Origin of the sequence: Janthinobacterium sp. SUN026 (genome assembly GCF_030397625.1) — a bacterium.
Taxonomy (GTDB): Bacteria; Pseudomonadota; Gammaproteobacteria; order Burkholderiales; family Burkholderiaceae_D; genus Janthinobacterium; species Janthinobacterium kumbetense.
The window spans coordinates 224,409-249,601 of the sequence record NZ_JAPQNU010000005.1 but is presented as its reverse complement, the minus strand read 5'-3'; the positions used below and the strand labels follow the sequence as shown (position 1 = coordinate 249,601).

Below are 25,193 nucleotides of genomic sequence, written 5' to 3'. Positions count from 1 at the left end.
TTTTCATCCATCAATTAAGCCAAATCAATACGCCATCAATACGTATTGAGCGCCTTGGCGAACTTCACGATCCACAAGCGGCTAGGACGCTCGCGGTCGTCGCCGCGCGCCACGCGGATGGTGTTGGCGGCGTTGCAGCCGGCCGCGCTGCTCGTGACGATGGTGCCGTTGGCGTCGACCGTGCACTTGGTGACGTCGGCGCCATCGACTTCCACGCCATTCGCGTCAAAGATCTTCGTCTTCAGGCCGAAGTCATTGTCGTTGGCCAGCGCGATGGTGGAGTCGTCGATCAGGGTCAGGCCTTCCGCCTTTTCCGCCGCCCAGCCGATGGCGTTCAAGTCCAGCAGCAGGGTTTTCTTCAGCGGCGTGACGGCGGCCCAGTCGGCGCCGTTGACGCCAGCGCCGCCCATGCTGCTCTTCTCCAGGTCGGACGTCGTCGCATTGAAGGCGGCGGAGGAAATGTCCGTGGCGCCCTTCAATTCGACCAGCATCAGTTTATTGAAGACCTTGCCCGACGGCGCGGCGCCCTGCTCGATGACGAGGAACTTGCCGCCGCCCAGCGCCACCATGTCGCCCAGCTTGGCGTTGCCCGTGCGGCCATCCTGGTAGTCGGCCGCATTCAAGGGATACGCATACATCTTGCCGCTGGTGCCCGTCACCGGGTCGAATTCGATCCAGCGCGTGAAGCGGGCGAAGCGCTCCACCTGCTCCGCCTTCTTCGTCACCGAATACATGGCCGTGCCGTCGCTCAAGGGGCTTTGCAGGAAGGCGTAAAGCTTGTCGTTGCTCGTGTCGAGGGTCATGCCTTCCATGCCGCGGTTCGCGCGGCGCTTGGCGAACAGCGCCGGCAAGCCCTTGCCCGGCTCGTACTTGGCCTGGATGATGCCCGTGGCCGCATCGATCTTGATGATGAACGGGCCGTATTCGTCCGAGACCCACAGCGCATTGCGCTTCGCATCGACGACGATGGCTTCCGAATCGAGGCCGCCCGCGTTGAAGACAGCCTTGCCGGCGGCATCGAACTTCATCGCATCCATGACGGGAATCTCGGCCGAATTGCCGACCGCGCCCACGGGCACGGGCAAGCCCGAGCTGTTGACGGTGGCCGACACCTTGATCGGCGTGCTCGACGCCAGCACGGCGCCGTTCTTGCCCACCGTGATCACGCCAAACGACGGGGTAAAACTGGGCGACGGGAAGATCTTGCTGCCGATGGTGCCCTTGCCAGAAGGGTCGGGTACCAGCGGGCCGTCGCCGTTCGGGCCGCGGTCCGTCAAGCCATAGAATTCCAGGTCGCCGGCCGCATTCTTGCCCTTGTAGGCCAGGCCCGAGCCGTACGACGGCAGGAAGCCGTTCGGGAATTCGCCCTTGATCTTCGCGTTCGCGCCTTCGTACGGCACGTAGAATTTATCGGCCGCCTGGATCTGGTAGCGCGTCACGGTCACTTTCACGTCGCCCACCGGATTGGCTTGCGTCAGCGCCTCGTTGACGGGCGCGCCCGCTTTCGAAGCCAGGGTGTCTTCGAAATGCTCGCGCACGAGGGCGCGGCGCTCCGCATCGACCGTGCGGCCGGCGAATTTCGCGCCCACCGTTGCCAGATGCGCGGCCAGGGCCGTGTTGAAAGCTGCCGGGGCGGCGGCGAAATCCAGGGTCTTGCCGGCCAGCGCAGCCTTCACTTCGGCCGTCAGCCTGATGCCGTTCGACGGATCGCTGTCATCGTCCAGCAATTGCAGCGCCAGCAGGCGGTTGACGACCTTGTCGTCCGCCACATTCGTGCTGGCGGCCAGCGCCAGCGGCGTGACGACGGCGCCGCACGGCGCCGAGCCCAGGGCCAGGCCGCCCACGCTGAAGGCGACCGTCTCGCCCGGATTGCAAACGAATTCGCCCTTGGCATTGGTGCTGGCCTTGGCCGCGCTGCCCGCCACGTAATCGAGTCCTTCCACCGCGCCATCGAGGAACACGCCCGTCTGCGCCACGGGCTTGGAAGGCTCCGCCGGCGGATTGTCGCTGCCGCCGCACGCGGCCAGGGCCAGGCCGGCGGCGATGGCCAACAGGGTCAGTTTCGGGATCGGCGTTACGGCAGTATTCATGCATTCCTCGGCTAAGGTGGGTGGAGTAGCCGTGGAGCATAACTAATCAAAGTGACAAGGCAATGACAGCGGCTAGGCCTGTGGCATATCCGCCACGGGCCCGCCGATGCCGCCAAAACGGCCATCGGCCTGGCGCCGGAATTCCTTCGGCGTGACGCCCTTCACCTGCAGGAAGCGGCGGTTGAAGTTGGCCACGTTCTGGAAACCCACGTCGTAGCAGACGTTCGACACATACTGGTCCGTATCCATCAGCAGCTGGCACGCCTTGTTGATGCGCAGCCGGCTGATGAAATCCGTAAAACTGTTGCCCGTCGCCTTGCGGAAGAAGCGCGAGAATTTACTCAGCGACATGCCCACCTGCTCGGCCAGCATTTCCGCCGAAATCGGCTCGCGGTAATTGTCCGTGATGTAGTTGAGGACGGAATTGACCTTGGCCAGAGTCGCATCGTCGTCGTACGAACGCAGGGAGGCGCTCGACAGCAAGCGGTAATTGGCCGTGCGCGCCAGTTTGCTCATCAGTTGCACGAATTCGGCGAAGCGCTCGGCGCCATGCGTGACGCGGATACGCGCCAGGTGCCGCTCCGCTTCCGCGCCCATGTCGAAAAACTCCACGCCATAGCTGGAGCGCTCCAGCAGCGGCAACAACTCGCGCAATTCGGGAATGACGCGCGCGGCGCCCGCCAGCGGCGTGTGGGCGAATTGCACGATCATGTCGCGCAGGGCCACGCCGCCTTCCGGCATCACGTTGGAAATCCAGTTGTGCGGCAGGCGCGGGCCCGTCAGCACCAGGTGGCCGGGCGAAAACTCGCCGATATAGTCGCCCACGAACAATCGCCCGCTGGTGGCGACGATCAGGTGCAGCTCGTACTCTTCATGGCAGTGCCAGCGCACGCGCGAGCTGGGATAGCCGTGTTCCAGGTAATTGATGATGCCGTCATAGCTTTCGCGTTCCAGTTCGGGCGCCTTGCGCTCGCTGTCCTTCTGCCACAGGTGTTCCATGCTCGTCTCTCCCAGGCTGTCCCCGCCTGTGCCATCCAATGTACCTCAAAAAGCCTCACTCGCCAAAACGGCCCAGCGCCTGCTGGCGAAACTCCTTCGGCGTCATGCCCTTCAATTCCAGGAAGCGCCGGTTGAAATTGGCCACGTTGTTGAATCCCGCCTCGTAGCAGATGTTGCTGACATAGCGCTCCGTCTCCATCAGCAGCTGGCACGCCTTGTTGATGCGCAGGCGGTTGACGAAGTCCGTGAAGCTGTTGCCCGTGGCGTGGCGAAAGAAGCGCGAAAACGTCCGCTCGGGCATGTCCACCTGCTCGGCCAGCTGTTTCAGCGAAAACTGGCTGCTGTAATTATGCACGATGAAGTTGATGGCGGAGCTGATGCGCGCCAGGGCCACGTCGTCGTCGCTCGACTGCATGGGCACCGTCGACAGCAGCTGGTAGTCGCTGGTCTGCGCCAGTTCGCCCAACAGGCTCAAAAATTCGATCAGACGCGGCAAGCCGCTGCTGTCGCGGATGCGCCGGAAGCGCCGCAGCGACTGTTCGCTGACGCCGAAAAATTCCACGCCGTGCAGGGCGCGCTGCAGCAGCGGGAAAATATCCTTCAACTCGGGCATGGCGGCGGCCATCGACGCCAGCGGCGCGTGCGAAAACTGGATCACCATGTCGCGCAAGGCCACGCCTTCCGGCGGCGTGCCGAGCGAGACCCAGTTGTGCGGCACGCGCGGCCCCGTCAGCACCAGGTGGCCGGGCGCGAACTGGCCGATGTAGTCGCCGACAAATACCTTGCCGCTGCTCTCGACGATCAGGTGCAGCTCATACTCGTCGTGATAATGCCAGCGCACCAGCGAATTCGGAAAGCCGTGCTCCAGGTAGCGGATGAAGCCGAAACTGCCCTTCGGCTCGAAGCCGGGCGTGGCGTCGCGCTGCTGTTCCAGCTCCATCTGCGGTTGCGGATATTCGGCCTTGCGTTGCATGGCGCGCCCTCCCCCGTCAGGCGACGATCTGTTCCAGCGCCGCGCGCGCGCCCAGCCCATACAGGCTGGCCAGCGACTGCCCCACCGCCTGCGTGAAGGCAGGTGTGTCGCTCAGGTCGCCGAACAGCTCGCGCAAGGACAGCAGCGCCGCGGCGTCCGCCCCGCCCTGCAGCGCCAGCGCGCGCAGGCGCGCCGCATACGGATCGTTCAAGGGCATCTCGCGCCCCTGCTCGTCGTGGCCTTCCAGGTAGCGGAACCAGCACGCCACGGTAAACGCCAGCAGCGTGATGGCGCCGCCCCGGGCCAGTGCTTCGCGCACGGACGGCAGCACGAATTTCGGGATACGCGCCGAACCTTCCGTGCCGATGCGCGCCAGCTGGTCGCGCACGGCAGGATTCGAGAAGCGCTCGATCAGGGTGTCTTTGTAGCTGTCCAGGTCTATGCCTTCCACTTCGTCGAGCAAGGGCGTGACCTCGTCATCCATCATGCGGCGCACGAGCGCGCAGATGCCAGGATCACCCATCGCTTCATGCGCAAACGTGTAACCGAGCTGCATGCCAATGTAGCACAGGGCCTGGTGGCTGGCATTGAGCAAGCGCAGCTTCATCTTTTCGTACGGCAGCACGTCGTGCGTCATCTGCGCACCCACCTGTTCCCAGGCCGGCCGGCCCTGCGGGAATTCGTCTTCGATGACCCACTGGCGGAACGGCTCGCACACGACGGGCCAGGCATCGACGATGCCGAAGGTCTCGCGCACGAGCGCCCGGTGTTCGTCCGTGGTGGCCGGCGTGATGCGGTCGACCATGCTGTTGGGGAAGCTGCCGTGCGTGGCCAGCCAGCGCGCCAGTTCCACGTCGCGCAGGGCGACAAAGGCCAGCAGCATCTTGCGCGTCACGTCGCCATTGTTTTGCAGGTTATCGCAGGACATGATGGTAAACGGCGCCAGGCCACGCTGGTGGCGCAAGGCCAGCGCCGCGGCCAGGTAGCCGAACGAGCAGCGCGGCGCCTCGGGGTGCGCCAGTTCGTACGCAATGTCGGCATGACCGGCGTCAAACTCGCCCGTGCCCTGGTTCACGTAATAGCCGCCTTCCGTGATGGTCAGCGCGACGATGCGCGTGCCAGGGTCGGCCAGCTTATCCAGCACGGCTTGCGGCTCGTCGGGCGCATACAGGTATTCGGCGATGCTGCCGATGATGCGCGCGCTATCGCCGGCCGCGCTGCGCTCGACCACCGTGTACAAGCCATCCTGCGCCTGCATGGCGTCGCGCATGGCCGCGTCATGCGCCAGCAAGCCCACGCCGCAATAGCCCCACTGCGCATGCTCCTGGCCTTGGAGCGCCAGCAAGTCGTCGAGGTACACGGCCTGGTGGGCGCGAAAAAACCCGCCCACGCCGATATGCACGATGCTGGGCACGAGCGCGCCGCGCGCATACGCTGGCACGGCCACGGTCCCTGGCAGCGTTGCCAGGTTTGCCTGGTTCAAGGCGATGGCGTCCATTACAGCGCTCCTTTCGCTGCCGCGTAGGTCTTGCCGGCGCGGTCGAAATAATGCACGAAGCCCGGCTCGAACGTCAGGTGCGTCTGCTGGCCCGGCTGCAGGCTGCTGCGCTCCGCGCCGCGCGACACCACCTGCACATTGTTCGGCAGGCGCACATAGGTGAGGGTTTCCACGCCCAGCGATTCGACCAGGTCGACGGTGACGGGCACGCTGCCCGGCTGCGCCGCGCCCAGGTGCACGTGTTCGGGGCGGATGCCGACAAAGCCGTCGGCCTGCGCCGCGCTGCCCGCCTGCGCCAGCAGCTGCGGCGCCGCGTCGGCCGGCACCACGTTCATGCTGGGCGTGCCGATGAATTGCGCGACGAAGCGGTTGGCGGGACGGTCGTACAGTTCCAGGGGCGAGCCATGCTGCTCGATCTGCCCGTCGCGCAGCACCACCACGCGGTCCGCCAGGGTCATCGCCTCGACCTGGTCGTGCGTGACATAGATGGTGGTGGCGCCCAGCTCGCGGTGCAGCTTGGCGATCTCGATGCGCGTCTGCACGCGCAGGGCCGCATCGAGGTTGGACAGCGGCTCGTCGAACAAAAACACTTTCGGGTCGCGCACGATGGCGCGGCCGATGGCCACGCGCTGGCGCTGGCCGCCCGACAATTCTTTGGGCGTGCGCTCCAGGTACTTCCCCAGGTCGAGGATGGCGGCCGCCTTGTCGACTTTTTCGCGGATGATGGCCGGATCGACGCCGGCCAGTTTCAGCGCGAACGACATGTTCTGGAACACCGTCATGTGCGGGTACAGCGCATACGACTGGAACACCATCGCCAGGTCGCGCTTGGACGATGGCAGGGCCGTGATGTCGCGCCCGTCGAGCGACAGCTTGCCGCCGTCGATCGGTTCGAGGCCCGCGATCAGGCGCAGCAGGGTTGATTTACCGCAACCCGACGGTCCCACGAAGACGACGAATTCGCCCTGCCGGATCTCCAGGTCGATGCCCTTGATGGCGCGGTGCTCGCCAAAGAATTTCTCGATATTGCTCAGTTGAAGGTAAGCCATGATGTGTGTCTCTATTCTGTAGTTTATTTGACTGCGCCGAAGGTCATACCCTGGACTAACTGCTTCTGGCAGAACCAGCCCAGCGCCATGATGGGCGCGATGGCCATCAGGGAAGCGGCCGACAATTTCGCCCAGAACAAGCCTTCCGGGCTGGAATATGAAGCGATGAGCCAGGCCAGGGTGCCCGCGTTGGACGCGCCCAGGTTCAGCGACCAGAACGATTCATTCCACGACCACACCATGCACACGAGGGCCGTGGAAGCGATGCCGCCCACGGACAGGGGCAGCACGACGTGGCGGAATTCGTCCCACACGGTGGCGCCATCCATGCGCGACGCTTCCAGGATTTCGCGCGGCAACTCCTTCATGCTCGTGTACAGCAGCCAGATCATGATGGGCAAATTCATCAGCATGAACATGATGGTCAGGCCGATGCGCGTGTCGAGCAGGCCGAAGTACTGGTAGCAGATATAGATCGGCATCAAGGCGCCCACGCCGGGCATGTAGCGCGAGCTGAGCATGAATTTCAGCAAACCGATGGTGCCGCCCGTGGGAAAGAAAGCCATCGAATACGCGGCCGGGATGGCGATCAAGAGGCCGATGGCCGTCGACAGCACGCTGGTAAACAGCGAATTCCACGCGTAGCCGAAGTAATTGTCGCGCGCCAGCACTTCACGGAAGCTGTCGAGTGTCGGCGTGAAGAACAGCAGCGGCGGCGTGGAAATGGCTTGCCCTTCCGTCTTGAAGGCCATCAGGCCCAGCCAGAAGATGGGGAAGAACAGCAGCAGCGCGAACAGCCAGGCGGCAGCCGTGCGGCCATATAAGTTAAGTTTGCTATGCATCAAGGTCTCCTTATTTCGACAGATTCTTGCCGATGACGCGCATCAGGAAGAAGGCGGCGATGTTGGCGATGAGCACGGCGAACAGGGCGCCGGCCGAGGCCGCTCCCACGTCATAGGACAGCAGTGCCTGCTGGTAAATCATGAAAGTGATGGTGGTCGTGTCGAAGCCGGGACCGCCGCCCGTGGTGGTAAAGATTTCCGCAAAGATCGACAGCAAGAAGATCATTTCGATCATCAGCACCACCGAGACGGCGCGTCCCAGGTGGGGAATGTAGAGGTAGCGCAACTGCTGCACATACGTGGCGCCATCCATGCGCGCCGCTTCCAGCTGTTCCCGGTCCATCGATTGCAGCGCCGTCATGAAGATCAGGCAGGCAAACGGCAGCCATTGCCACGAAACCATCATGATGATGGAAAACAGGGGGTGGGCCGACAGCCAGTCGACGGGCGTGGCGCCAAAGAACAGGCTGATCTGCGCGAACAAGCCGTAGATCGGGTTGAGCAGCATGTTCTTCCACATCAGGGCATTCACGGCCGGCATGACGAGGAACGGCGAAATCAAGAGCACGCGCACGACGGCGCGCCCCGGAAACGCTTCATTGATCAGCAATCCCAGCGCCGTGCCCAGCACCACCGTGATCAGCATGACGGAAAACAGCAGGGTAAACGTGTTCTGCAGGGCCGGCAGGAACGAGGCATCCGTAAAGAAAAAGTGGAAATTGGCCAGGCCATGGAAAGGATGGCCGCTGGGATCGAGCATGGAATAACGCACGAACGAGTAATACAGGGTGATCAGCAGCGGGATCACGGAAATGACGGAGACGGCGACCACGGCCGGCGTCAGCAAAGTCCGGGGGATAATGCGTTTCATAGGATACTCTTGGGACGTGAGGGAGTGACGGCCCGCTGAACAGCAAGGCCGATCACATCACCTGTTGACAAAGCAAATGGCACAGCAAGACCGGAGACGTCTTATTTGTAGTACCCGCCTTTACGCATTTCTCTTTCAGCCGTCTGCTGCGACAATTCCAGCGCCTGGTCCACCGTCACCTTGCCCAGCAGCGCTGCCGCCATCTGCTGGCCGGCCGCCACGCCGATCACCTGGAATTCGGGAATCGACGCAAATTGCACGCCCACGTACGGCGACGGCGGCAAGGTGCTTTGCACGGCGCGCGTGGTGGCCAGGGCCTTGCCTTCGGCGGCGGCAAATTTCGCCACTTTCTGGAATTCGGGGCTCGCATACGTCGACTTGCGCGTGCCCGTCGGCACGTTGGCCCAGCTCGTTTCCTTGGCAACCAGTTTCACGTAGTCGGGCGAGGTGGCCCAGTTGATGAAGCGCTGCGCCTCATTCGGGTGCTTCGAGCTGGACGGGATGGCCAGCGACCAGATCCACAGCCAGTTGGCGCCCCGCTCCGTCACGCCCACGGGCGACTGGGCGAACGCCACCTTGTCGGCCACCTTGCTTTGCTTTGGGTCGGTGATGAAGGAGGCGGCGATGGTCGCATCGATCCAGATGCCACATTTGCCCTGGTTAAACAGCGCCAGGTTTTCATTGAAGCTGTTGGCTGCCGCGCCCGGCGGGCCGTATTTCTTCATCAGGTCGACATACATGTTGACCGCGTCTTTCCACGGCTTGCTGGTAAATTGCGGCTTCCATTGCATGTCGAACAACTGGCCGCCATAGGAATTGGCCATGGTGGTGATCAGCGCCATGTTGTCGCCCCAACCCGGCTTGCCGCGCAGGCAGATGCCGTACACGCCGTTGGCCGGATCGTGCAGCTTGGCCGCCACGTCGCGCAACTGGTTCCAGGAAGGACGGTCCTCGATCGTCACGCCGGCTTTTTTCACCAGGTCGCTGCGGTACATGATCATCGAGCTTTCGCCATAGAACGGCGACGCGTACAGCTTGCCGTCGCCGGAGAGGCCTTCGCGTATGGCAGGCAGCAAGTCGTCGATATCGTATTTGGCGTCCGGCTTGATGGGGATCAACCAGTTTTTCTTGCCCCAGATGGGCGTTTCATACAGGCCGATGGTCATCACGTCGAACTGGCCGCCCTTGGTGGCGATATCGGTGGTCATGCGCTGGCGCAAGACGCCCTCTTCCAGAGTCACCCATTTGAGCTTGATGTCGGGGTTGGCCTGCTCGAAGAACTTGCTGAGCTTTTGCATTTCGATCATGTGGCCATTGTTGACGGTGGCGATGACGAGGTCGGTTGCGGCGAAGGCGGACGAACTGAGGAAGCCGGCGCACAGCGCGGCAATGGCGGAACGTTTCATTGTGTGTCTCCAGTGTTTTTTGTCGTTGGCAATGCTCAGGTACTTAGCACCACGACCACAATGTAGCACCAGACTTTGATACTTTCTGATACTCCAAAACCGCAATTCGATACTCCTTTGCAAGCCCACTATGCGCAAGAGTATCGACATTGGATAAAAACAACACTTTGAAAGAAAGTATCGTCACTTGTTCGTTTTGTATCAGGGTGGTTAAAAAAGCGCTGCTAGACTTGGTTTTCGGCATTAGACCGTGTGCGGTGACAGCCTTCCGGGGCGCCACCGCTACCACCTACATTTTTCTGGAGACCGCATGAACCGCACTGCCTTGAAAACCTTGCCTGCCCTGCTCCTCGCCATCGCCAGCGCTTCCGCCATGGCCGACCCGATGTACCCATCCGATTCCGAAGGCTTCCACGGCTACCTGCGCGCCGGCGCCGGCAGCAATACGTCGGGCGACGGCGGTTCGCAAGGCTGCTTCGGCCTGGGTGGCAATACCATGAAATACCGTCTGGGCAATGAGTGCGACGCCTACACGGAATTTGGCTACACCAAGTCCGTCGCCAAGTCCGGCGGCGTGAACTACCTGGCCACCATCTGGGTCAACGCTTATGCGCCAAACTCGGATTTCGGCGACAACAAGCTGGGCATCGTCAAGGCCTACGTCGAAGCGCAGGGACTCGATTTCCTGAACGGCGGCACGGCCTGGATCGGTAAACGCTTCTACTACCGTCCTGACATCCACATGTTGGACTTGCAATACATCAATATGAACGGCACGGGCGCCGGCCTGGACCGCATTCCTGCCGGTCCTGGTAAATTCTCGTATGCCTTCTTCAAGGACAACGACGTCAAGGTCGCGTTACCGAACGGCGGCGTCAACACCAAATCGGCCGTGCGCCAGAACTTCATCTACGGCGAGATTCCCGTCAATGAAAACGGCACCCTGGACCTGGCCGCGACCTACATCATCGGCGAAGGCAAGGATGACGTCGCCACTGGCAAGCGCAATAACGGCTGGCAGCTGTCGGCATTCCACCGTCAAGGTAAAGTGTTTGGCGGCGGCAACACCTTTGGCGTGCAGTACGGCGTCGGTCCCGGCACGGGCAAGGGCGCGCAGTTCGGCGCTTCGGGCGACACCAATTTCGGTTCGGACGTCAAGCGCACGCGTATCTTCAATGACATGGCGATCCAGCCGATGGCCAACTTCGGCATGGAATTCGTCGCCCTGTGGCAAAAAGACGAGTCGAACGCCAACGGTTCCTCGACCTGGACCTCGGTTGGCGTGCGCCCTGTGTACGCATTCACCGACAACTTCAAGCTGGTGGGCGAACTGGGCACGGACCGCGTGACGCAAGCGGGCGGCCTGCCGGCCAAGCGCCTGACCAAGCTGACCATCGCCCCGACGATCTCGGCCGGTCCTGGCCTGTGGTCGCGTCCTGAGCTGCGCGCTTTCGTGACCTACGGCAAATGGAACGATGCGGCCACCGCCTCGGTCAACGCGTCGAACAACGGCGGCCCGATCTACAACAACAATACCAGCGGCACGTCCTACGGCTTCCAGGTGGAAACGTGGTTCTAAGCCAGCTTAGCTAACGCCAGAAACCAAAAAGGGCGGAACCGCGGTTCCGCCCTTCTCTGTTTACACTACCGGATTCAACTTACGGCAGCGCCACCGGCAATTCCGGATACTCTTGCGTCAGCGCATACTTGGTACCGCCCACGGTGACCGTGTAGTTGGCAGGTCCCGAGATCGGCAAGCGGTAATTCAAGGTCAGCGCCACGGAGCCGCCCGGCGCCAGCGATTGCCAGGCGGGAATCGCAAAGCGGGCCCGGTTGTAGTTCTTCGTGAAGCCGCCGATATTGTTCGGCCCCGTGTAGCCGGCATTGATCACCGTCAAGCCGAAGCCGGACTGGTCGCTCATGTCCGACGGCGCCGAGACGGGATAATCGAACTCCACCACGGTGCCGCCCGGCAAGGTCGACGCCGTGTTGTTCTTCACCGTCATCACCGGATTGATGGGGAAGTTGTTGTCGCCCAGCTTCCAGCCCCCCAGGGTGATGCTGACATTGGCCGCCGTGCCCGGCATGGCGATTTCGGCGCGTTTGTTGCCATACGCGCCAGCCGTGCGGAAGGCCTGGTACAGCACGTCCGTCAGGGTGGTACCCATGAAATACTCGCCCTTGCCGCCGTTGCGCGTGGCATCCCAGGCATAGTCGCCCGCCATTTCCCAGATCATTACGCCGCCGATATTGTTGTTGACGATGTACTGGGCCTTGGCCGCGATCGACTGCGTGGTTTCCGTGGAAATGAATACTTTCTTGGTCGCATTCCACAGCCACGGCGCCACCATGGTGCTGCTGTAATACGGCACATACGTGCCCACCAGCGCCTTGTCCGTGACTTTATAGGCATCCAGGTAGCTCGGCACGATACCGTTCTGCAAGTTCAGCGCATGCCAGATGGGGTTGCCGCCGCCTGGCGTCGGTTTGCCCTGCGAATCCAGGTCGTACCACACGTTGTCGATGCCGGTGGCGCCCGTGCCGCACGTCTTGGTGCCGGCGCAGGTGACCGTGGAACTGATCAACGGCGTCGTGCCCCACAAGCCATTCGTGCCACCCGTCACATCCTTCCAGCCCCGCGTGTAGAACGGCACGCCGATATTGATGCGCCCCGCCTGCATGGCGCCACGGTAATAGCGGTAGGCCCAGTCCGTGTTCAGATAGCCGATGTTCTGGAACTGGTAGGCGTTACCGGCGCGCAACTCACCGTCGTTGCCGTCGTCAAACAGCGCCGCGTTCGGTCCCACATACTGGTTCCACGCGCCGTGCAAGTCATACGACATCAGGCTGGCGTAATCGAGATATTTCAATCCCGACATGTTTTCCTCGCCCCGCAAGACCCAGCCCGAGGCGGAGCCGGCGATGGTCAGCAGGTAATATTTATTGTCCTGCACGGCCGCTTCGTCGAGCTTCTGGCGCAGCACCTTCAGCAGCACGTTGTAGCTCGTCATCAGGCCGGCCAGGCGCGGTTTCGAGACGGCGAAGTCGTTCGGATTGCCCGCTTCATTGTTGGTGGTCGGATGTTCGTAATCGACATCGACGCCATCGAAGAAGTTGTACTGGCGCACGAAGGCCACCATGGAATCGGCCAGGGTGTTGATGCCGGCCGTGTTGATGCTGCCGTCCGCATTCGTCGTGGCCGTGTAAAAGCCGCCGCTGCCGGCCCAGCCGCCCACGGAAATCATCAGTTTCACGCCCGGATACTTCTTCTTGTACTGCGACAGCAAGTTGAAGTGGCCCTTGTACGGCAGCGACGGATCCATGGCGGCGGCAGGCACGTTCGGCCACGTGAGGCCCGTATCGGGATTGGCCGCGCCGCTGCCGATGGCGATTTTTGACGTGGCCGGATCGACGGAGGCAAACGCATAGTTCAAGTGGGTGATCTTGTCCCACGGCAAATTATTCACCAGGTAAGTCGGGCTGCCATCGGCGCCCGTGCGCCAGCTGGCGAAATAGCCGACGATGCGCCGGTTCAAGCCATTGCCCAGCACTTCACGGCCATTCGCGTCGTACACCTTGCAATACGGCACATTCGGCACGGCCGAAATCAAGCCGTCCGGACGGCAAGCCGTGGGGGTTGGCGTCGGTGTCGGCGTTGGGGTCGGTGTCGGCGTTGGGGTCGGCGTTGGCGTCGGGGTCGGGGTCGGCGTTGGTGTCGGTGTCGGCGTCGGTGTCGGGGTCGGGGTCGGGGTCGGGGTCGGGGTCGGTGTCGGCGTTGGGGTATCCGTCACGGCCCATGGGCCCCACTGGTCGGTGGCGCTGGGGACATTGCCCTGCGTCCACCACTTGGCCTTGTAGGTGACGCCCTGGTACAGCACGCACTGGCCGCCCGTGTAGACGGTGGCGGCATCCCAGACGGCGCACGCTTCCGCGGCGGCCAGCAAGGTGTTGGGCGTGGCGGTCGTGCCTTCCTGGCCGCCGCCGCAAGCGACGAGCACGCCACTGAGCAGGGCCATCAATAATGCATTCGATTTCATGTTGTATTGGTCTCCGTTATGGTTGTACAGGTTGTACGTTGTGAGCTGTTGCAGGCCCCTGAAGGGGCTCTTGTCAACTGTTATCCCTGGCCGGCTATTCCTGCATTTACTGCTACTGCAACTTCACATTCCAGTTGGCTTCCACGCATTTCACGTAGTTTCCGGCCAGCAAGGCGCTGTACGGGGTTTGGTAACTGACCAGCTGGCATTGGTTCTCGCCACCCGCGCTCCAGTTTTTCTCCCAATAGATGTTGTAGGAGGCGGAACTGGCCGGGGTGAAGCGCTGCATGTTGGCGCAAGACAATTGTTCGCCGGAATAATCCCAGCCCATGTCGGCGGCAAATTGCTTGTAGTAATCGATGCGGTTTTGCGCGGCCTGCTTTTCCGTGCCCTGCCCGCATTCGGCGTTGATGATCATGATGGTGGTGGCAAAGTTATTGCCCGCGCCAGCCGTCGTATCGGCCGCGTTCGGCACCCACGTGCCATCGAGCACGTGCAGCATCGACGGTTTCGGCGGTTGCGGATAAACGAAGAAGAACGTGGCCGACGCCAGGTTCAGCCACGTCGAGGCCACCAGGTCCGGATTTTTCAGCAGCACGGATTGATCGCCGTCATGCATGGCTTGCGAAAACGGTCCATAGTTGTAGTTGTACGACAGCTGCTTGGCGCCACGGCCGAAATACTTCTTGAAGCTGCCGTCGGCATTCTTGCCGCAGGTCCACACCTTGTTGAAGACGGGGTCGGCGCACTCGATGTTGTAGCCGCAGCCGGCGCCCGTCTCGTCGCAGCCCAGTTCGCGCAAATACTTCAAGCCCTGGCGCCATTGCGGCAGCGGGCTGCTGGCGTTATGTTCGCCCGTTTCCTGCCCGAAATGGGCGAACATGGTCGCCAGGCTGTGGCGGCAGATGGCGTCCGCATTGCGCCCGTCGCTGTAGTCGTCGCACACGGCCGGGAACTTGGCCACCGCTTGCAGGAAGCGCTGATACGTATAGCTGGCGTCGCGCGCGGCAAAATAGTAATCCCACTTCGCCGCCGGCAACAGGCGCTCGACGCGCTTGACGTTGAGGGGATTGCTGGTCAGGCCGGGCTGCACGGCTTCGACGGCCGCATTGCCCAGGGTGCGGATCGAGGCCTTGACCTTGCGGAAGAAATCGTTATTCGTCAGCGCCGCCTCGTTCGCTTCGGCCTGGGCCTTGGTGGGAATGCCGGGCGTAGGCGTAGGCGTGGGTGTTGGAGTGGGCGTCGGGGTGGGAGTCGGCGTGGGTGTCGGCGTGGGAGTGGGCGTCGGTGTCGGAGTCGGTGTCGGCGTGGTGCTATCGAGGCTCCACGGCCCCCACTGGTCGTTGTTCGGCGCCGTGCCCTGCACCCACCATTTGGCCCGGTACACCTTGCCGTCGTAGACGGCGCACTGGCCCGCCGTGTAGACGGCAGCGGCGCTCCAGGCCGCGCAACTGTCGCTGGCGGCCGTGGCGGCCAGCAGGGTCGATGGGGGTTCGGTGGTGGAATTGCCGCCGCAAGCGAGCAGCGCGCTGCCCAGCAGGCCAGCCATCAAAGGCGAGGCCAGCCGGCTAATTTGCCGTGTCTTCACAATGTCTCCTGAACGTTATACGAAAACTATCGAAGTAGCTTTTATGTTGTACGTAAAGAAAGCACAGCGAAGCGTCGGCTTTCTGCACAGAGAATGCGACGCTAAAAATTGGTAGTCAAGTGGTTTTATATAACGGTGTTTTTTACAATACCAGTGACTTCAGGCGGTCTGGCCACGCTGTGGCAGGCGAAGAATGAGGAAAGGAAAAAAAGAAGATTCCGCGAGCGGTAGCGGCAATACCGCGCAAGCGATGGCGCGGCAAGTGGTATTAGCACTGCCGCGCCAGAATCAGGCCGGTTTCGGCGCCGCCTGCACTCTTTCCGGATAATACAGCTCATAAAACCAGCCGTACGCACTTTCAATTTGTGCCTGGATGCGCGGCGGAATCGCATGCTGTTTGGGCGCACTGATGGTGGCTTGCTGGCTGTGCGTGTATTTCATGCGGTAGTGGCTGTCGCTTTCCTGGATGCCGACCGCCAGCGCCTTCGGGTCGATCTGGAATGGTGCCAGCCCCAGCCATGTATACAAGTGCGACATGCATTCCACTGGCCTCGCCATCAAGTCCTCGAAGCGCACGAAATACAGTTTCTGCTGCACCTCGATGGGCAGGTCCAGCACGGCATGCAGCGAACTCAATGGGGCACCGATGGTGCGGTCCTTGGCAAACAGCATGTCGGCCCGCCCCAGGCGGTCGAAGTCGGCCAGGTGATCGACGAAGTCGAGCAGGATGGTGCGCTGGTGCTGGGCCTCGATGGAGCCATAGACTTGCCCCAGTTCGCGCACGCAAACGATGATTTTCGCTTCCGGCGCCAGTTGCAGCAGCATTTCCACGCAGTGCAGCCAGGCGCGGTTCTTGTCGACCACGCCCTGCTTGCCGCAGTCCTGGTACCAGCCGCGCAAGAAACCCTGCATGGCCGTTTTCAGGTGACCGTAGCTGGTCTCGAATGTCGTATCGAGTTGCGACAGGAAGAAAGCATCGTCGCTGACCATGCGCCGCATGCCCAGCAAGGCGTTGCACAGAGGCGAACTATTGCCTTCGCAATGCAGGTCGGGATGCTGCGCCAGCAACTGGCACAGCAAGGTGGAACCGGCGCGCGGCAGGCCTGCCACGCCGATGAAATTGGATGTCATGCGATTGTACTTTCAGTTCAGCGCTGCGCTTCTGATGGAAAACAACGATGGTGCAGCAATTATATGAGCGTTGCAACGGCGCGGCCGCATAAAAAATGCCGCTTCGAAACACGAAGCGGCATCTCCGGCGTCCCCGCAAGGAGACGCCACGTGCCTTACTGGCTGTCCTGGCGCGTGTTGCCGCCAGCTTCGACCGGCAGGCGCAGCCCGCTATCGACCACGCTCAGGCGCAAGCCTGGCAGGACATTGTTGACGACATTGCCCGCCAGCTGCACCACCGGTGCGCTGCCCGCGGCGCCCTGCTCTGCCTCGCGCGGCGCATCCTGCGTGGCGGCGGACTTGCCTGGCGCCGCCTCGCCGCTGGCGATCATGTCGGCCTGCACCATATTACCCTGCGACGGCGCCACGGCAACAGCCGCGATCACGTTCGCGACCGCGCTTTGCAGCGCTTCCGTCGGCTTGACTGTCAGCACGCCGTCAACATAGTTCAGCGCGTAGTTGGTCGACGCCTGGCCCGATGCCGATACCAGATAACTGCCTGCCGCGGAAGCCGTCGTCGCCGGCGTGCCGAACGCCAGCTTGCCGCTCACTTCAGCGGCCAGCGTATCGCCACCGAGCAAGCCTCTGTAGCCGGCGCTGAAGTCGGGATTGGCGCGTCCCTGGTCTTTTTCAGCGTTATCGACCTTCACCGTCAGCGCTGCCTGCGTAATCGTGGCCGTGGTGCTGGCGGTGCCGTTGACCACGTAATTGCCCGCGTCCGCGCCGCTCAGGCGTATGCCGGCCACCGTCACCGTCTTGCCCACGCCCGCATTCTTGTCGCCGAAGCTGGCGCCATTGCTGGCAATACTCAGCTGATCATTGCCGATGCGGTTGTCGCGCAGGGAGACAAGGGCATTCGTCGTCGCGTCATACACCTTGTTGACGCCGCTGGCGCTCACCGTCAGCGTGGCTGGCGTGATATCCGCCGTGGTACTGGCCAGGTTGCTGGCCAGCACATAGTTGCCTGCATCGGCGCCGCCCAGGCCCAGGCCGCTGATGGTCACGGTCTTGCCCGTTGCGGCATTCTTGTCGCCGAATGTACCAAGGACGGGGCCGCCAGCCAGGCTCAAGGCGTCGCCGGCCACCATGCCATTGAAGCTGGCGCCCGCCAGGTTCAGGCTGGCTGCCGTGCCGCCGTCGTACACCTTGTTCGCTGCCACGATGCCGGAAATGGCGCTGATGGACGCCGGCGTGATGTTGGCCGTCAAGCCTGTGGGATTGCTGACCGTGTAGTTGCTGGCCAAGCCGGAGCCGTCCAGCAAGGTGGTGCCGCTGACCGTCACGGCCTTGGCATTGCCAGCGTTCTTGTCGCCAAACGCTGCCGTCTGTCCGGCGATGGCCAGGGTTTCGCCCGCCACCAGGCCGGCCAGGCTGCCGCCGCTCAGCTGCGCCACTGCATTGCCGTCATACACCTTGTCGGCCGCCAGCTGGCCCACGAGCGTCAGGGCTTTTGGCGTGATATCGGCCGTGCCACTGGCGGTATTGCTAACCAGAATGTAGTTGCCCGCATCGGCGCCAGCGAGCGTGATGCCGCTGATCGTCACCGTCTTGCCCGTACCCGCATTCTTGTCGCTGAAGGCACTGGTGCCGGCCAGCGTCAGCGTATCGCCGCCGATCTTGCCATTGAAGGTCGCCGCGCCGTTCAGCGTGGCCGTGCTCAAGCCATCGTAGGTCTTGCTGTTCACGCCCACGTCCGTCACGCTGCCGATAGTTGCCTTGCCGATATCGGCCGTGCCGCTGGAAGAATTGCTGACAAGATTGTAGTTGCCCGCATCCGCGCCACCGAGGGTGATGCCGCTGACCGTCACCGTCTTGCCCGTGCCCGCATTCTTGTCGCCGAAGGCGCCGCTGCCGGCCAACGTCAGCACATCGCCGCTGATCTTGCCATTGAAGATAGCCGCGCCATTGAGCGTGGCCGTGGTCAAGCCATCGTAGATCTTGTTGTTGACGCCCACGTTCGTCACGCTGCTGATGTCCGCCTTGGCGATGTCGGCCGTGCTGCTGGCAACAGTGCTGACAAGGTTGTAGTTACCCGCATCGGCGCCAGCGAGGGTGATGCCGCTCACATTGACAGTCTTGCCGGTACCCGCATTCTTGTCGCTGAAGGCGCCATTGCCGGCCAGCGTCAGGCTGTCGTTGCCAATCTTGCCATTGAAGGTCGCCGCGCCGGTGAGCGTGGCATCCGCCAGGCCGTCGTAAGTCTTGTTATTGACGCCCACGTTCGTCACGCCGCTAATGCTTGCCTTGCTGATGTCGGCATTCACATTGCCCGGGCTGCTGAAGGTGTAATTGCTGGCCAGGCCAGTGCCGTCCTGCAAGACAGTGCCGCTGATCGTGACCAGCTTGCCCGTGCCCGCGTTCTTGTCGCTGAACGTGCCGACGCCGCCGCTGAAGCCCAGCGTTTCACCCGCGACCATGCCGCTCAAGGTTCCGCCCGACAACACGGCCGCCGTCGTGCCATCGTAGACCTTATTGCCTGCCGTCACGCCGGAGAGCGTGACGGCCTTGGGCGTGATACTGGCCGTGGCAGTGGCAGAATTATTGGTGAAAATATAATTTCCCACGTCGCTGCCGGACAAAGCGATATTGCTAATATTGACGGCCTTGTTGCTGCCCACGTTCTTATCCGTGAACGCCCCGTTCGCACTGAACAGCTGCACATCGTCGCCGGCAATCTTGCCATTAATCACGGCCGAACTGGGGCTGAGACTGACATTCAGGTTACCGTTATAGACCTTGTCCAGGGCGCTCAAACCGCTAATGCCGGAAATCGTTGCCTTCGCGATATCCCCCGTCAGGCTGGCAGGCGCACTCAGCGTGTAGTTGCCGGCCAGACCAGTGCCATCGCTCAAGGTCACGCCGCCAACCGTAATGGTCTTGCCCGTGCCCGCGTTCTTATCGCTGTAGCTGGCGCCCTGAACGATAAAGGCCAGGGTTTCCGAGTTGACCAGGCCGTTCAAGGCGCCGCCGGCAAGGCTCGCATTGGCCGTGCCGTCGTAGACTTTATTGCCGCCACTCAAGCCCGTCAATGTCAACGCCTTGGCGCTGATATTGGCGCTGCTGGCGGCAGTGTCGCTGGCCAGGTTGTAATTGCCTGCATCCGTGCCGCCCAGCACGATACCGCTGACATTGACGACCTTGCCATTGCCGGCGTTCTTGTCGCTGAACGTGCCGACCGCGTTGGACACCGTCAGATTGTCGCCGGCCACCATGCCGCTGAAAGCGGCGCCTGCCGTGTTCAGGCTGGCGGCCATGCTGCCGTCATACACCTTGTTGCCGGCCGCCAAGCCGCTCACGCTGGCGATGGTGGCCTTGGCGATATCGGCGCTGCTGCTGGCCGTGCTGCCGGTCAGGTTGTAATTGCCTGCATCCGTGCCGCCCAGCGCAATGCCGCTGATGCTGACCGTCTTGCCATTGCCCGCATTCTTGTCGGCAAAGCTGCCGCTGGCGCCCGACACGCTCAAGCTGTCGCCGGCCACCATGCCGGCAAATGCGGCGCCCGCCGTATTCAGGCTGGCAGTGGCATTGCCGTCATACACTTTATTTTCAGCAACGATGCCGGTCACGCCATTGATGGTGGCCTTGCTGATATTCGCGCTGCTGCTGGCCGTGCTGCTGGCCAGGTTGTAGTTGCCCGCATCCGTGCCGCCCAAGGTGATGCCGCTGACATTGACCGTCTTGCCGTTGGCGGCGTTCTTGTCGACGAAGCTGCCGCTGGCGCCCGACACCGTCAAGCTGTCGCCGCCCACCATGCCCGTAAACGAGGCGCCCGCCGTATTCAGGCTGGCGGCGGCGCTGCCGTCATACACCTTGTTGCCGGCTACGATGCCAGCCACGCCGCTGATGGTGGCCTTGCCGATATCGGCTGTGCTGCTGGCCGTGCTGCTGGCCAGGTTGTAGTTGCCCGCGTCCGTGCCGCCCAGCGCGATGCCGCTGATGCTGACGGTCTTGCCGCTGGCGGCATTCTTGTCGGCAAAGCTGCCGCTGGCGCCCGAGACCGTCAGGCTGTCGCCGGCCACCATGCCGGCAAATGCGGCGCCCGCCGCGTTCAGGCTGGCAGTGGCATTGCCGTCATACACTTTATTTTCAGCAACGATGCCGGTCACGCCATTGATAGTGGCCTTGCTGATGTTGGCCGTCGTGCTGGCCGTGCTGCTGGTCAAAGTATAGTTATCGGCGTCCGTGCCGCCCAAGGTCATGCCGCTGATACTGACCGTCTTGCCGTTGGCGGCATTCTTGTCGACGAAGCTGCCGCTGGCGCCCGACACCGTCAGGCTGTCGCCGCCCACCATGCCCGCAAACGTGGCCCCTGCCGTGTTCAGGCTGGCTGCGGCGCTGCCGTCATACGTCTTGTTGCCGGCGACGATGCCGCTCACGCCACTGATGGTGGCCTTGCCGATATCGGCTGTGCTGCTGGCCGTGGTGCCGGTCAGGTTGTAGTTGCCCGCGTCCGTGCCGCCCAGAACGATACCGCTGATGCTGACCGTCTTGCCGTTGCCCGCATTCTTGTCGCCGAAGCTGCCGCTGGCGCCCGATACGCTCAGGCTGTCGCCGCCCACCATGCCCGCAAACGTGGCGCCTGTCGTGTTGAGGCTGGCGTTGGCGCTGCCGTCATACGTCTTGTTGCCGGCGACGATGCCGGTCACGGCGCTGATGGTGGCCTTGCTGATATCCCCCGTCAAGCCAACGACAGGCGCGAGCGCATAGTTGCCGCCGGCGCTGCCGCCCAGGGCGGCGTCGATCGTCACGGCAATGCCGTTGCCCGCATTCTTGCTCGCATACGTGCCATTCACGGTCGAGCTCACATTGGCCAGGTCGCCGGCCAGCACGCCGCTCAGGGTGCCGCTGATGGAAGCCGTGGTGGTGCCGTCGTACACCTTGCCGCTCACGGCCGCGCCATTCAGGGTGACGGACTTGGGCGTGATCACCAGGCCGCCGTCGATATAGCTGATCGCATAGCCGGACTGCCCGCCCGAAGAGTACAGGCCGCTGGCCGACACGCCATACGTGCCCGCATTCACGGCGCCAGCGGCATTGCCCGCATAGATGGGCGTGCCCAGCAGGCTGCTGCCTGCCACCGTGTTCGAGTAGCTGACGCTGTTGCTGCCGCCGGCGTAGGCCACGCCGTCATACACCTTGCTGTCGTAGGAAACGCGCACGGTGATCTGCTTCATGAACGAGCGCAGGAAAGGCGCGCTCTGGCCATCGTAGACCACCCACATCTGCGCCAATTCCCAACCGGCGCCCGTGTAGTTCGACAGCGTCTTGAGCCCGCTCGTGGTCAGGTCCGTGCCGCCCGCACTCGTTGCCTTGCCGCTGGCCGTGGTATCCCAGTAACTGCCCGTGACGCTACCCGCGCCCGCGCCGACCAGGCCGCCGCCCGCGCCGCTCACGCTGCCATTCGCATAGCTGGTGGCGACGGTGCCGCTGTTGCTGCCCACCAAGCCGCCCGCGCCACTGCTACCAGTCACCGCGCCGCTGGCATAGCTATCCTTGAGCGTGCCCGTACTCGTGCCCACCAGGCCGCCAACGTTGTTGGCGCCCGTGACGGCGCTGGTGGCAAAGCTGCCGCTGACGCTGCCGCCATTCATGCCGACCAGGGCGCCCGTATTGTCGCCGCCGCTGATTGCGCCGCCAGACAAGCCCACATTGGCAATCACGCCGCCGCTACCGACGACGCCAAACAAGCCCACGCCCGCCACGCCCGACTTGATAATATTGAGGTTGGAAACAATATGCCCGGTACCATCGAGGCTACCCGTGAAGGCCGAACCTGCCGTACCGACGGGAATAAAGCCAGTGCTGCCCCACACGTCGTTGCCGTTCGCGGCCGTGCTGGCTGCGCTGAAGCTGCTGCCCAGCGTATAGCTGGCTGCCTTGCTCATTGCCATCAATTGCAGCTGGTGCGTGGAATTGATGGTGTTCGACCACTCCGACGCCAGCATGGGGCGCGTGCCGGCGCTCGCGCCATTGATGGAACCGTCGCCGCTGACGATCACCCAGTTGTTGCCCGCCGCACCGGCCATGTTGGTGAAATTGAAACCTGCGAAATTACTGCCTTGCAACATCTGCGCGCTGGTCAGGCCCAGCGCGTTCGAAGTGGCCGCGTTGCCAGTCACGCCGATGGCGGCGATCGCGCCATTCAAGCTCTTGTCGAAATAGGCATTCGTCACCGTGCCGCCGTTGTTATCGCCGACGATCATGCCGACGCTGGCGCCCCCCGCCGTGAGCTTGCCAGAGTAATAGACGTTCGTCATTGTCGAAAGGTTGTAGCCGACGACACCGCCCACGGTGGAATTGGCAGTCACATTGCCGGTGGCGTAGCTGTTGCGTATCGGGCCATACGACAAGCCGACCAGGCCGCCGATGTTATTGCCAGTGCCTGTCACATTGCCGGTGGCATAGCTGTTATCGACCGTGCCGCCCGACTCTATCCTGCCCAGCAGGCCGCCCAGGCCGGATACACCCGTGACATTGCCCGTGGCATAGCTGTTCGTCACCACGCCGGTGGCGTCGTTAATGGCGGCCAGGCCGCCGCCATAGCTGCCGCCAGCACTGCCGACGCTGATGGCGCCCGTGGCGTAGCTGTCGCTGATCGTGCCGCGGTTGAAAACCGCCAGACCGCCGGCGAAATAATTGGCCGAGGTGGTGGCCACGGCGCTGGAACTGCCCTTGATCAAGCCGCCTGCCGCATTCACGCCCACCAGGCCGCCGGCGGCGCCATACGCGCCGGCAACGACGGTGCCGGCGGCGCGGCTGTTGCTGAGCGTGCCGGCATTGGTGCCCACCAGCGCGCCCATGTTGATATAGCCGGAACCATGCACGGCGCCGCTGCTGGACACGTTCTCGATGGTGCCGTTGTTGCGCCCCGCCAGCGCGCCGATGTCGGTATACGCGGCGCTGAACACGGCTTGCGAACCCGACATATTGACATTGCTCAAGCTCAGGTTGCGCACGCTGCCGGCGGTACCGATGTTGCCGAACATCCCCACCGGCGTCTCGGGGCGGTTGATGGTCAAGCCATACAGTTCATGCCCCAGGCCGTCAAACTTGCCCGTGAAGGGCGTCCCGGCGCTGCCGATGGGCACAAAGCCCTTGCCGCTGTCCCAGCTGCCCGTGGCGCTGGCATCGACATTGCTGCCCAGTACATAGTTGCCGGACAAATTGCCCTGCATGCCCTGCACATCGTTGCCGCTCGTGCTGTTGAAAGCGCCCAGGCTGTTGATCACCTGGTACACGGTCACGCTGCCGTTACTGCCCAGCTTGGTGCTGAAATTATTGCCCGATGGCAAATCGACTTCCGCCTTGACGTTATAGGTGGACAGATTGCCGGCCGCGAGCGCGCTCTGGCCATATTCGAGGGCCAGGCTGGCCGTGCCCGCGCCGCGCATGGCCTTGTTGATGTTGATATTGTTTTGCGCCGTCAGGGTCAGCTTGTTGGCCGTCCAGTTGATATTGTCGTTGACGTTGATATTGCCTTGCGTGCCGCTGCCGCCCGACACGCTCTGGATCTGCACATTGCCCGACTTCAAGGAGTTGCTCAGGAAGGCGCCCGTCATGTCGCCGCCGGAAACGGCGATATTGAAGTCGGTCGGATCGATCAGCCAGGTGCCGGACAAGCCCTTGGCCGACGCCGTCGTCACCTTCAGCGCATCGTCGATCTTCACGTGCGCGGCCGAGGTGTCGATGAAGCCGCCATTACCGCCCGCAGGCGCGCTGGCGTCCAGCGTGCCGGCCGCGTTCACCGTGCCGCTTTGCATGTCGCCCAGCAACTTGATCGTGCCGCCGCGCGTGTCGATGCTGTGCGCCTCGATCACGCCCGTGTTGTTGACGACGGTTTTCAGCAAGTCGCCCGCCGCTTGCGCCGTCAGGACGACGCTGCCGCCATCGGCCTGGATCAAGCCGCCGTTATTGACCAGCGCGCCCACGGCGCCCCGGTCCACCGCCACGTTCAGCAAGCCATCGCCCGCCACGTCCAGCGTGATGGCGCGGCCCGCCGCCAGGGCCACCGAGCCCAGACGTGCCTGGATCGTGCCTTCGTTCGATACGTTCGCGCCCAGCAAGGCCACATAGCCGCCCGGTGCGCTGATGTTGCCCTGATTCAAGACTTTACCGCTGCCATTGCCGGAAAACTGGTACTTGCCCGCCATGAAGTCGGCATTGCTGATATCCAGCGTGGAAGCCACCAGGCCGGCCGTGTTCACGGACGCGCCGTGGCCGAACAGCACGCCGTTCGGATTGACGATGAACACCTTGCCGTTGGCCGACAGCTTGCCCAGGATGGTCGTGCCGTCGCTGCCCAGCACGCGGTTCAAGGCTACCGCATTGCTGTTGGGCTGCTGGAACTGCACCGATTCGCCCTTGCCGATATTGAAACTGGCCCAGTTGATGACGGCATGCTGGCTGCCCTGCTGGATCACGGTATTGCCCGGCGCGCCATTGATGGAAGCCTGGCCCGCCACCACCGTGCCGCCCGCCGGCCCCGCCAGGGCCAGGGAGCCATAACCGAGCATCAGCGCCGCCGCCATGCTGGTCAGGGCGAAATGCGCGCCCCCCCCGCTGCTGCCCGGCATTGAGCGCTTGCCGGCGGATTTGACGTTTTCGGAAACGGCGGCGTAGGCGCCGGTGGCCTGGTTCCAGATGGAGCGGTAGATGCGGTTCATGGCAGTG

Annotated in this window: 13 protein-coding genes; 1 reads left to right on the top strand and 12 read right to left on the bottom strand. The window is 62.9% G+C overall.

The genetic code is table 11. From position 1 onward, the window contains the following. Positions 1-35 precede the first annotated feature (35 nt). From OX459_RS22050 to OX459_RS22015, 8 genes are all read right to left on the bottom strand, one after another. Positions 36-2,090, bottom strand: a complete 2,055-nt coding sequence (locus OX459_RS22050; RefSeq protein WP_289906560.1) for an esterase-like activity of phytase family protein — start codon at positions 2,088-2,090, stop codon at positions 36-38. Positions 2,091-2,162: 72 nt separating this feature from the next. After that, positions 2,163-3,089 carry an AraC family transcriptional regulator gene (locus tag OX459_RS22045; RefSeq protein WP_289906559.1) on the bottom strand — a complete coding sequence of 309 codons (927 nt, stop codon included), beginning with the start codon at positions 3,087-3,089 and terminating at the stop codon, positions 2,163-2,165. Positions 3,090-3,144: 55 nt separating this feature from the next. Further along, the gene (locus OX459_RS22040) at positions 3,145-4,062 is read right to left on the bottom strand and encodes an AraC family transcriptional regulator (protein WP_251351900.1); all 918 of its coding nucleotides are present in this window, start codon (positions 4,060-4,062) and stop codon (positions 3,145-3,147) included. Between the two features lie 16 nt (positions 4,063-4,078). Then, entirely contained in the window at positions 4,079-5,560 is a 1,482-nt protein-coding gene (locus OX459_RS22035; RefSeq protein ID WP_289906558.1) for a mannitol dehydrogenase family protein, read from the bottom strand. Further along, positions 5,560-6,609, bottom strand: a complete 1,050-nt coding sequence (locus OX459_RS22030; protein WP_099664782.1) for an ABC transporter ATP-binding protein — start codon at positions 6,607-6,609, stop codon at positions 5,560-5,562. Before OX459_RS22030 ends, OX459_RS22035 begins: the two co-directional genes overlap by 1 nt. Before the next feature lie 23 nt (positions 6,610-6,632). Then, entirely contained in the window at positions 6,633-7,451 is an 819-nt protein-coding gene (locus OX459_RS22025) for a carbohydrate ABC transporter permease (protein WP_034777945.1), read from the bottom strand. Positions 7,452-7,461: 10 nt separating this feature from the next. Continuing rightward, complete coding sequence (locus tag OX459_RS22020; RefSeq protein ID WP_289906557.1) at positions 7,462-8,322, bottom strand: sugar ABC transporter permease; 861 nt, start codon at positions 8,320-8,322, stop codon at positions 7,462-7,464. A gap of 101 nt (positions 8,323-8,423) precedes the next feature. After that, positions 8,424-9,728, bottom strand: a complete 1,305-nt coding sequence (locus OX459_RS22015; RefSeq protein WP_099664784.1) for a sugar ABC transporter substrate-binding protein — start codon at positions 9,726-9,728, stop codon at positions 8,424-8,426. Positions 9,729-10,038: 310 nt separating this feature from the next. Here OX459_RS22015 and OX459_RS22010 point away from each other — a divergent pair, with 310 nt between their 5' ends. Continuing rightward, positions 10,039-11,307, top strand: coding sequence for a carbohydrate porin (locus tag OX459_RS22010; RefSeq protein WP_289906556.1), 1,269 nt, complete (start codon positions 10,039-10,041; stop codon positions 11,305-11,307). A gap of 79 nt (positions 11,308-11,386) precedes the next feature. Here OX459_RS22010 and OX459_RS22005 read toward each other — a convergent pair whose 3' ends face one another. From OX459_RS22005 to OX459_RS21990, 4 genes are all read right to left on the bottom strand, one after another. After that, entirely contained in the window at positions 11,387-13,765 is a 2,379-nt protein-coding gene (locus OX459_RS22005) for a glycosyl hydrolase family 18 protein (RefSeq protein WP_289906555.1), read from the bottom strand. A 112-nt stretch (positions 13,766-13,877) separates the two neighbouring features. After that, positions 13,878-15,353, bottom strand: coding sequence for a glycoside hydrolase family 19 protein (locus tag OX459_RS22000; protein WP_289906554.1), 1,476 nt, complete (start codon positions 15,351-15,353; stop codon positions 13,878-13,880). A gap of 288 nt (positions 15,354-15,641) precedes the next feature. Next, positions 15,642-16,484, bottom strand: coding sequence for a sulfotransferase (locus OX459_RS21995; RefSeq protein WP_289906553.1), 843 nt, complete (start codon positions 16,482-16,484; stop codon positions 15,642-15,644). Positions 16,485-16,639: 155 nt separating this feature from the next. Beyond that, a complete protein-coding gene (locus OX459_RS21990; RefSeq protein WP_289906552.1) occupies positions 16,640-25,186 on the bottom strand; it encodes a YDG domain-containing protein in 8,547 nt (2,848 codons plus the stop codon). Positions 25,187-25,193: the final 7 nt, after the last annotated feature.

Coding starts and splice junctions, on each gene's coding strand:
- OX459_RS22020 (WP_289906557.1), bottom strand. CDS start 8,322: ATGAAACGCATTATCCCCCGGACTTTGCTGACGCCGGCCGTGGTCGCC.
- OX459_RS22005 (WP_289906555.1), bottom strand. CDS start 13,765: ATGAAATCGAATGCATTATTGATGGCCCTGCTCAGTGGCGTGCTCGTC.
- OX459_RS22015 (WP_099664784.1), bottom strand. CDS start 9,728: ATGAAACGTTCCGCCATTGCCGCGCTGTGCGCCGGCTTCCTCAGTTCG.
- OX459_RS22050 (WP_289906560.1), bottom strand. CDS start 2,090: ATGAATACTGCCGTAACGCCGATCCCGAAACTGACCCTGTTGGCCATC.
- OX459_RS22025 (WP_034777945.1), bottom strand. CDS start 7,451: ATGCATAGCAAACTTAACTTATATGGCCGCACGGCTGCCGCCTGGCTG.
- OX459_RS22035 (WP_289906558.1), bottom strand. CDS start 5,560: ATGGACGCCATCGCCTTGAACCAGGCAAACCTGGCAACGCTGCCAGGG.
- OX459_RS22010 (WP_289906556.1), top strand. CDS start 10,039: ATGAACCGCACTGCCTTGAAAACCTTGCCTGCCCTGCTCCTCGCCATC.
- OX459_RS22040 (WP_251351900.1), bottom strand. CDS start 4,062: ATGCAACGCAAGGCCGAATATCCGCAACCGCAGATGGAGCTGGAACAG.
- OX459_RS21990 (WP_289906552.1), bottom strand. CDS start 25,186: ATGAACCGCATCTACCGCTCCATCTGGAACCAGGCCACCGGCGCCTAC.
- OX459_RS22030 (WP_099664782.1), bottom strand. CDS start 6,609: ATGGCTTACCTTCAACTGAGCAATATCGAGAAATTCTTTGGCGAGCAC.
- OX459_RS21995 (WP_289906553.1), bottom strand. CDS start 16,484: ATGACATCCAATTTCATCGGCGTGGCAGGCCTGCCGCGCGCCGGTTCC.
- OX459_RS22045 (WP_289906559.1), bottom strand. CDS start 3,089: ATGGAACACCTGTGGCAGAAGGACAGCGAGCGCAAGGCGCCCGAACTG.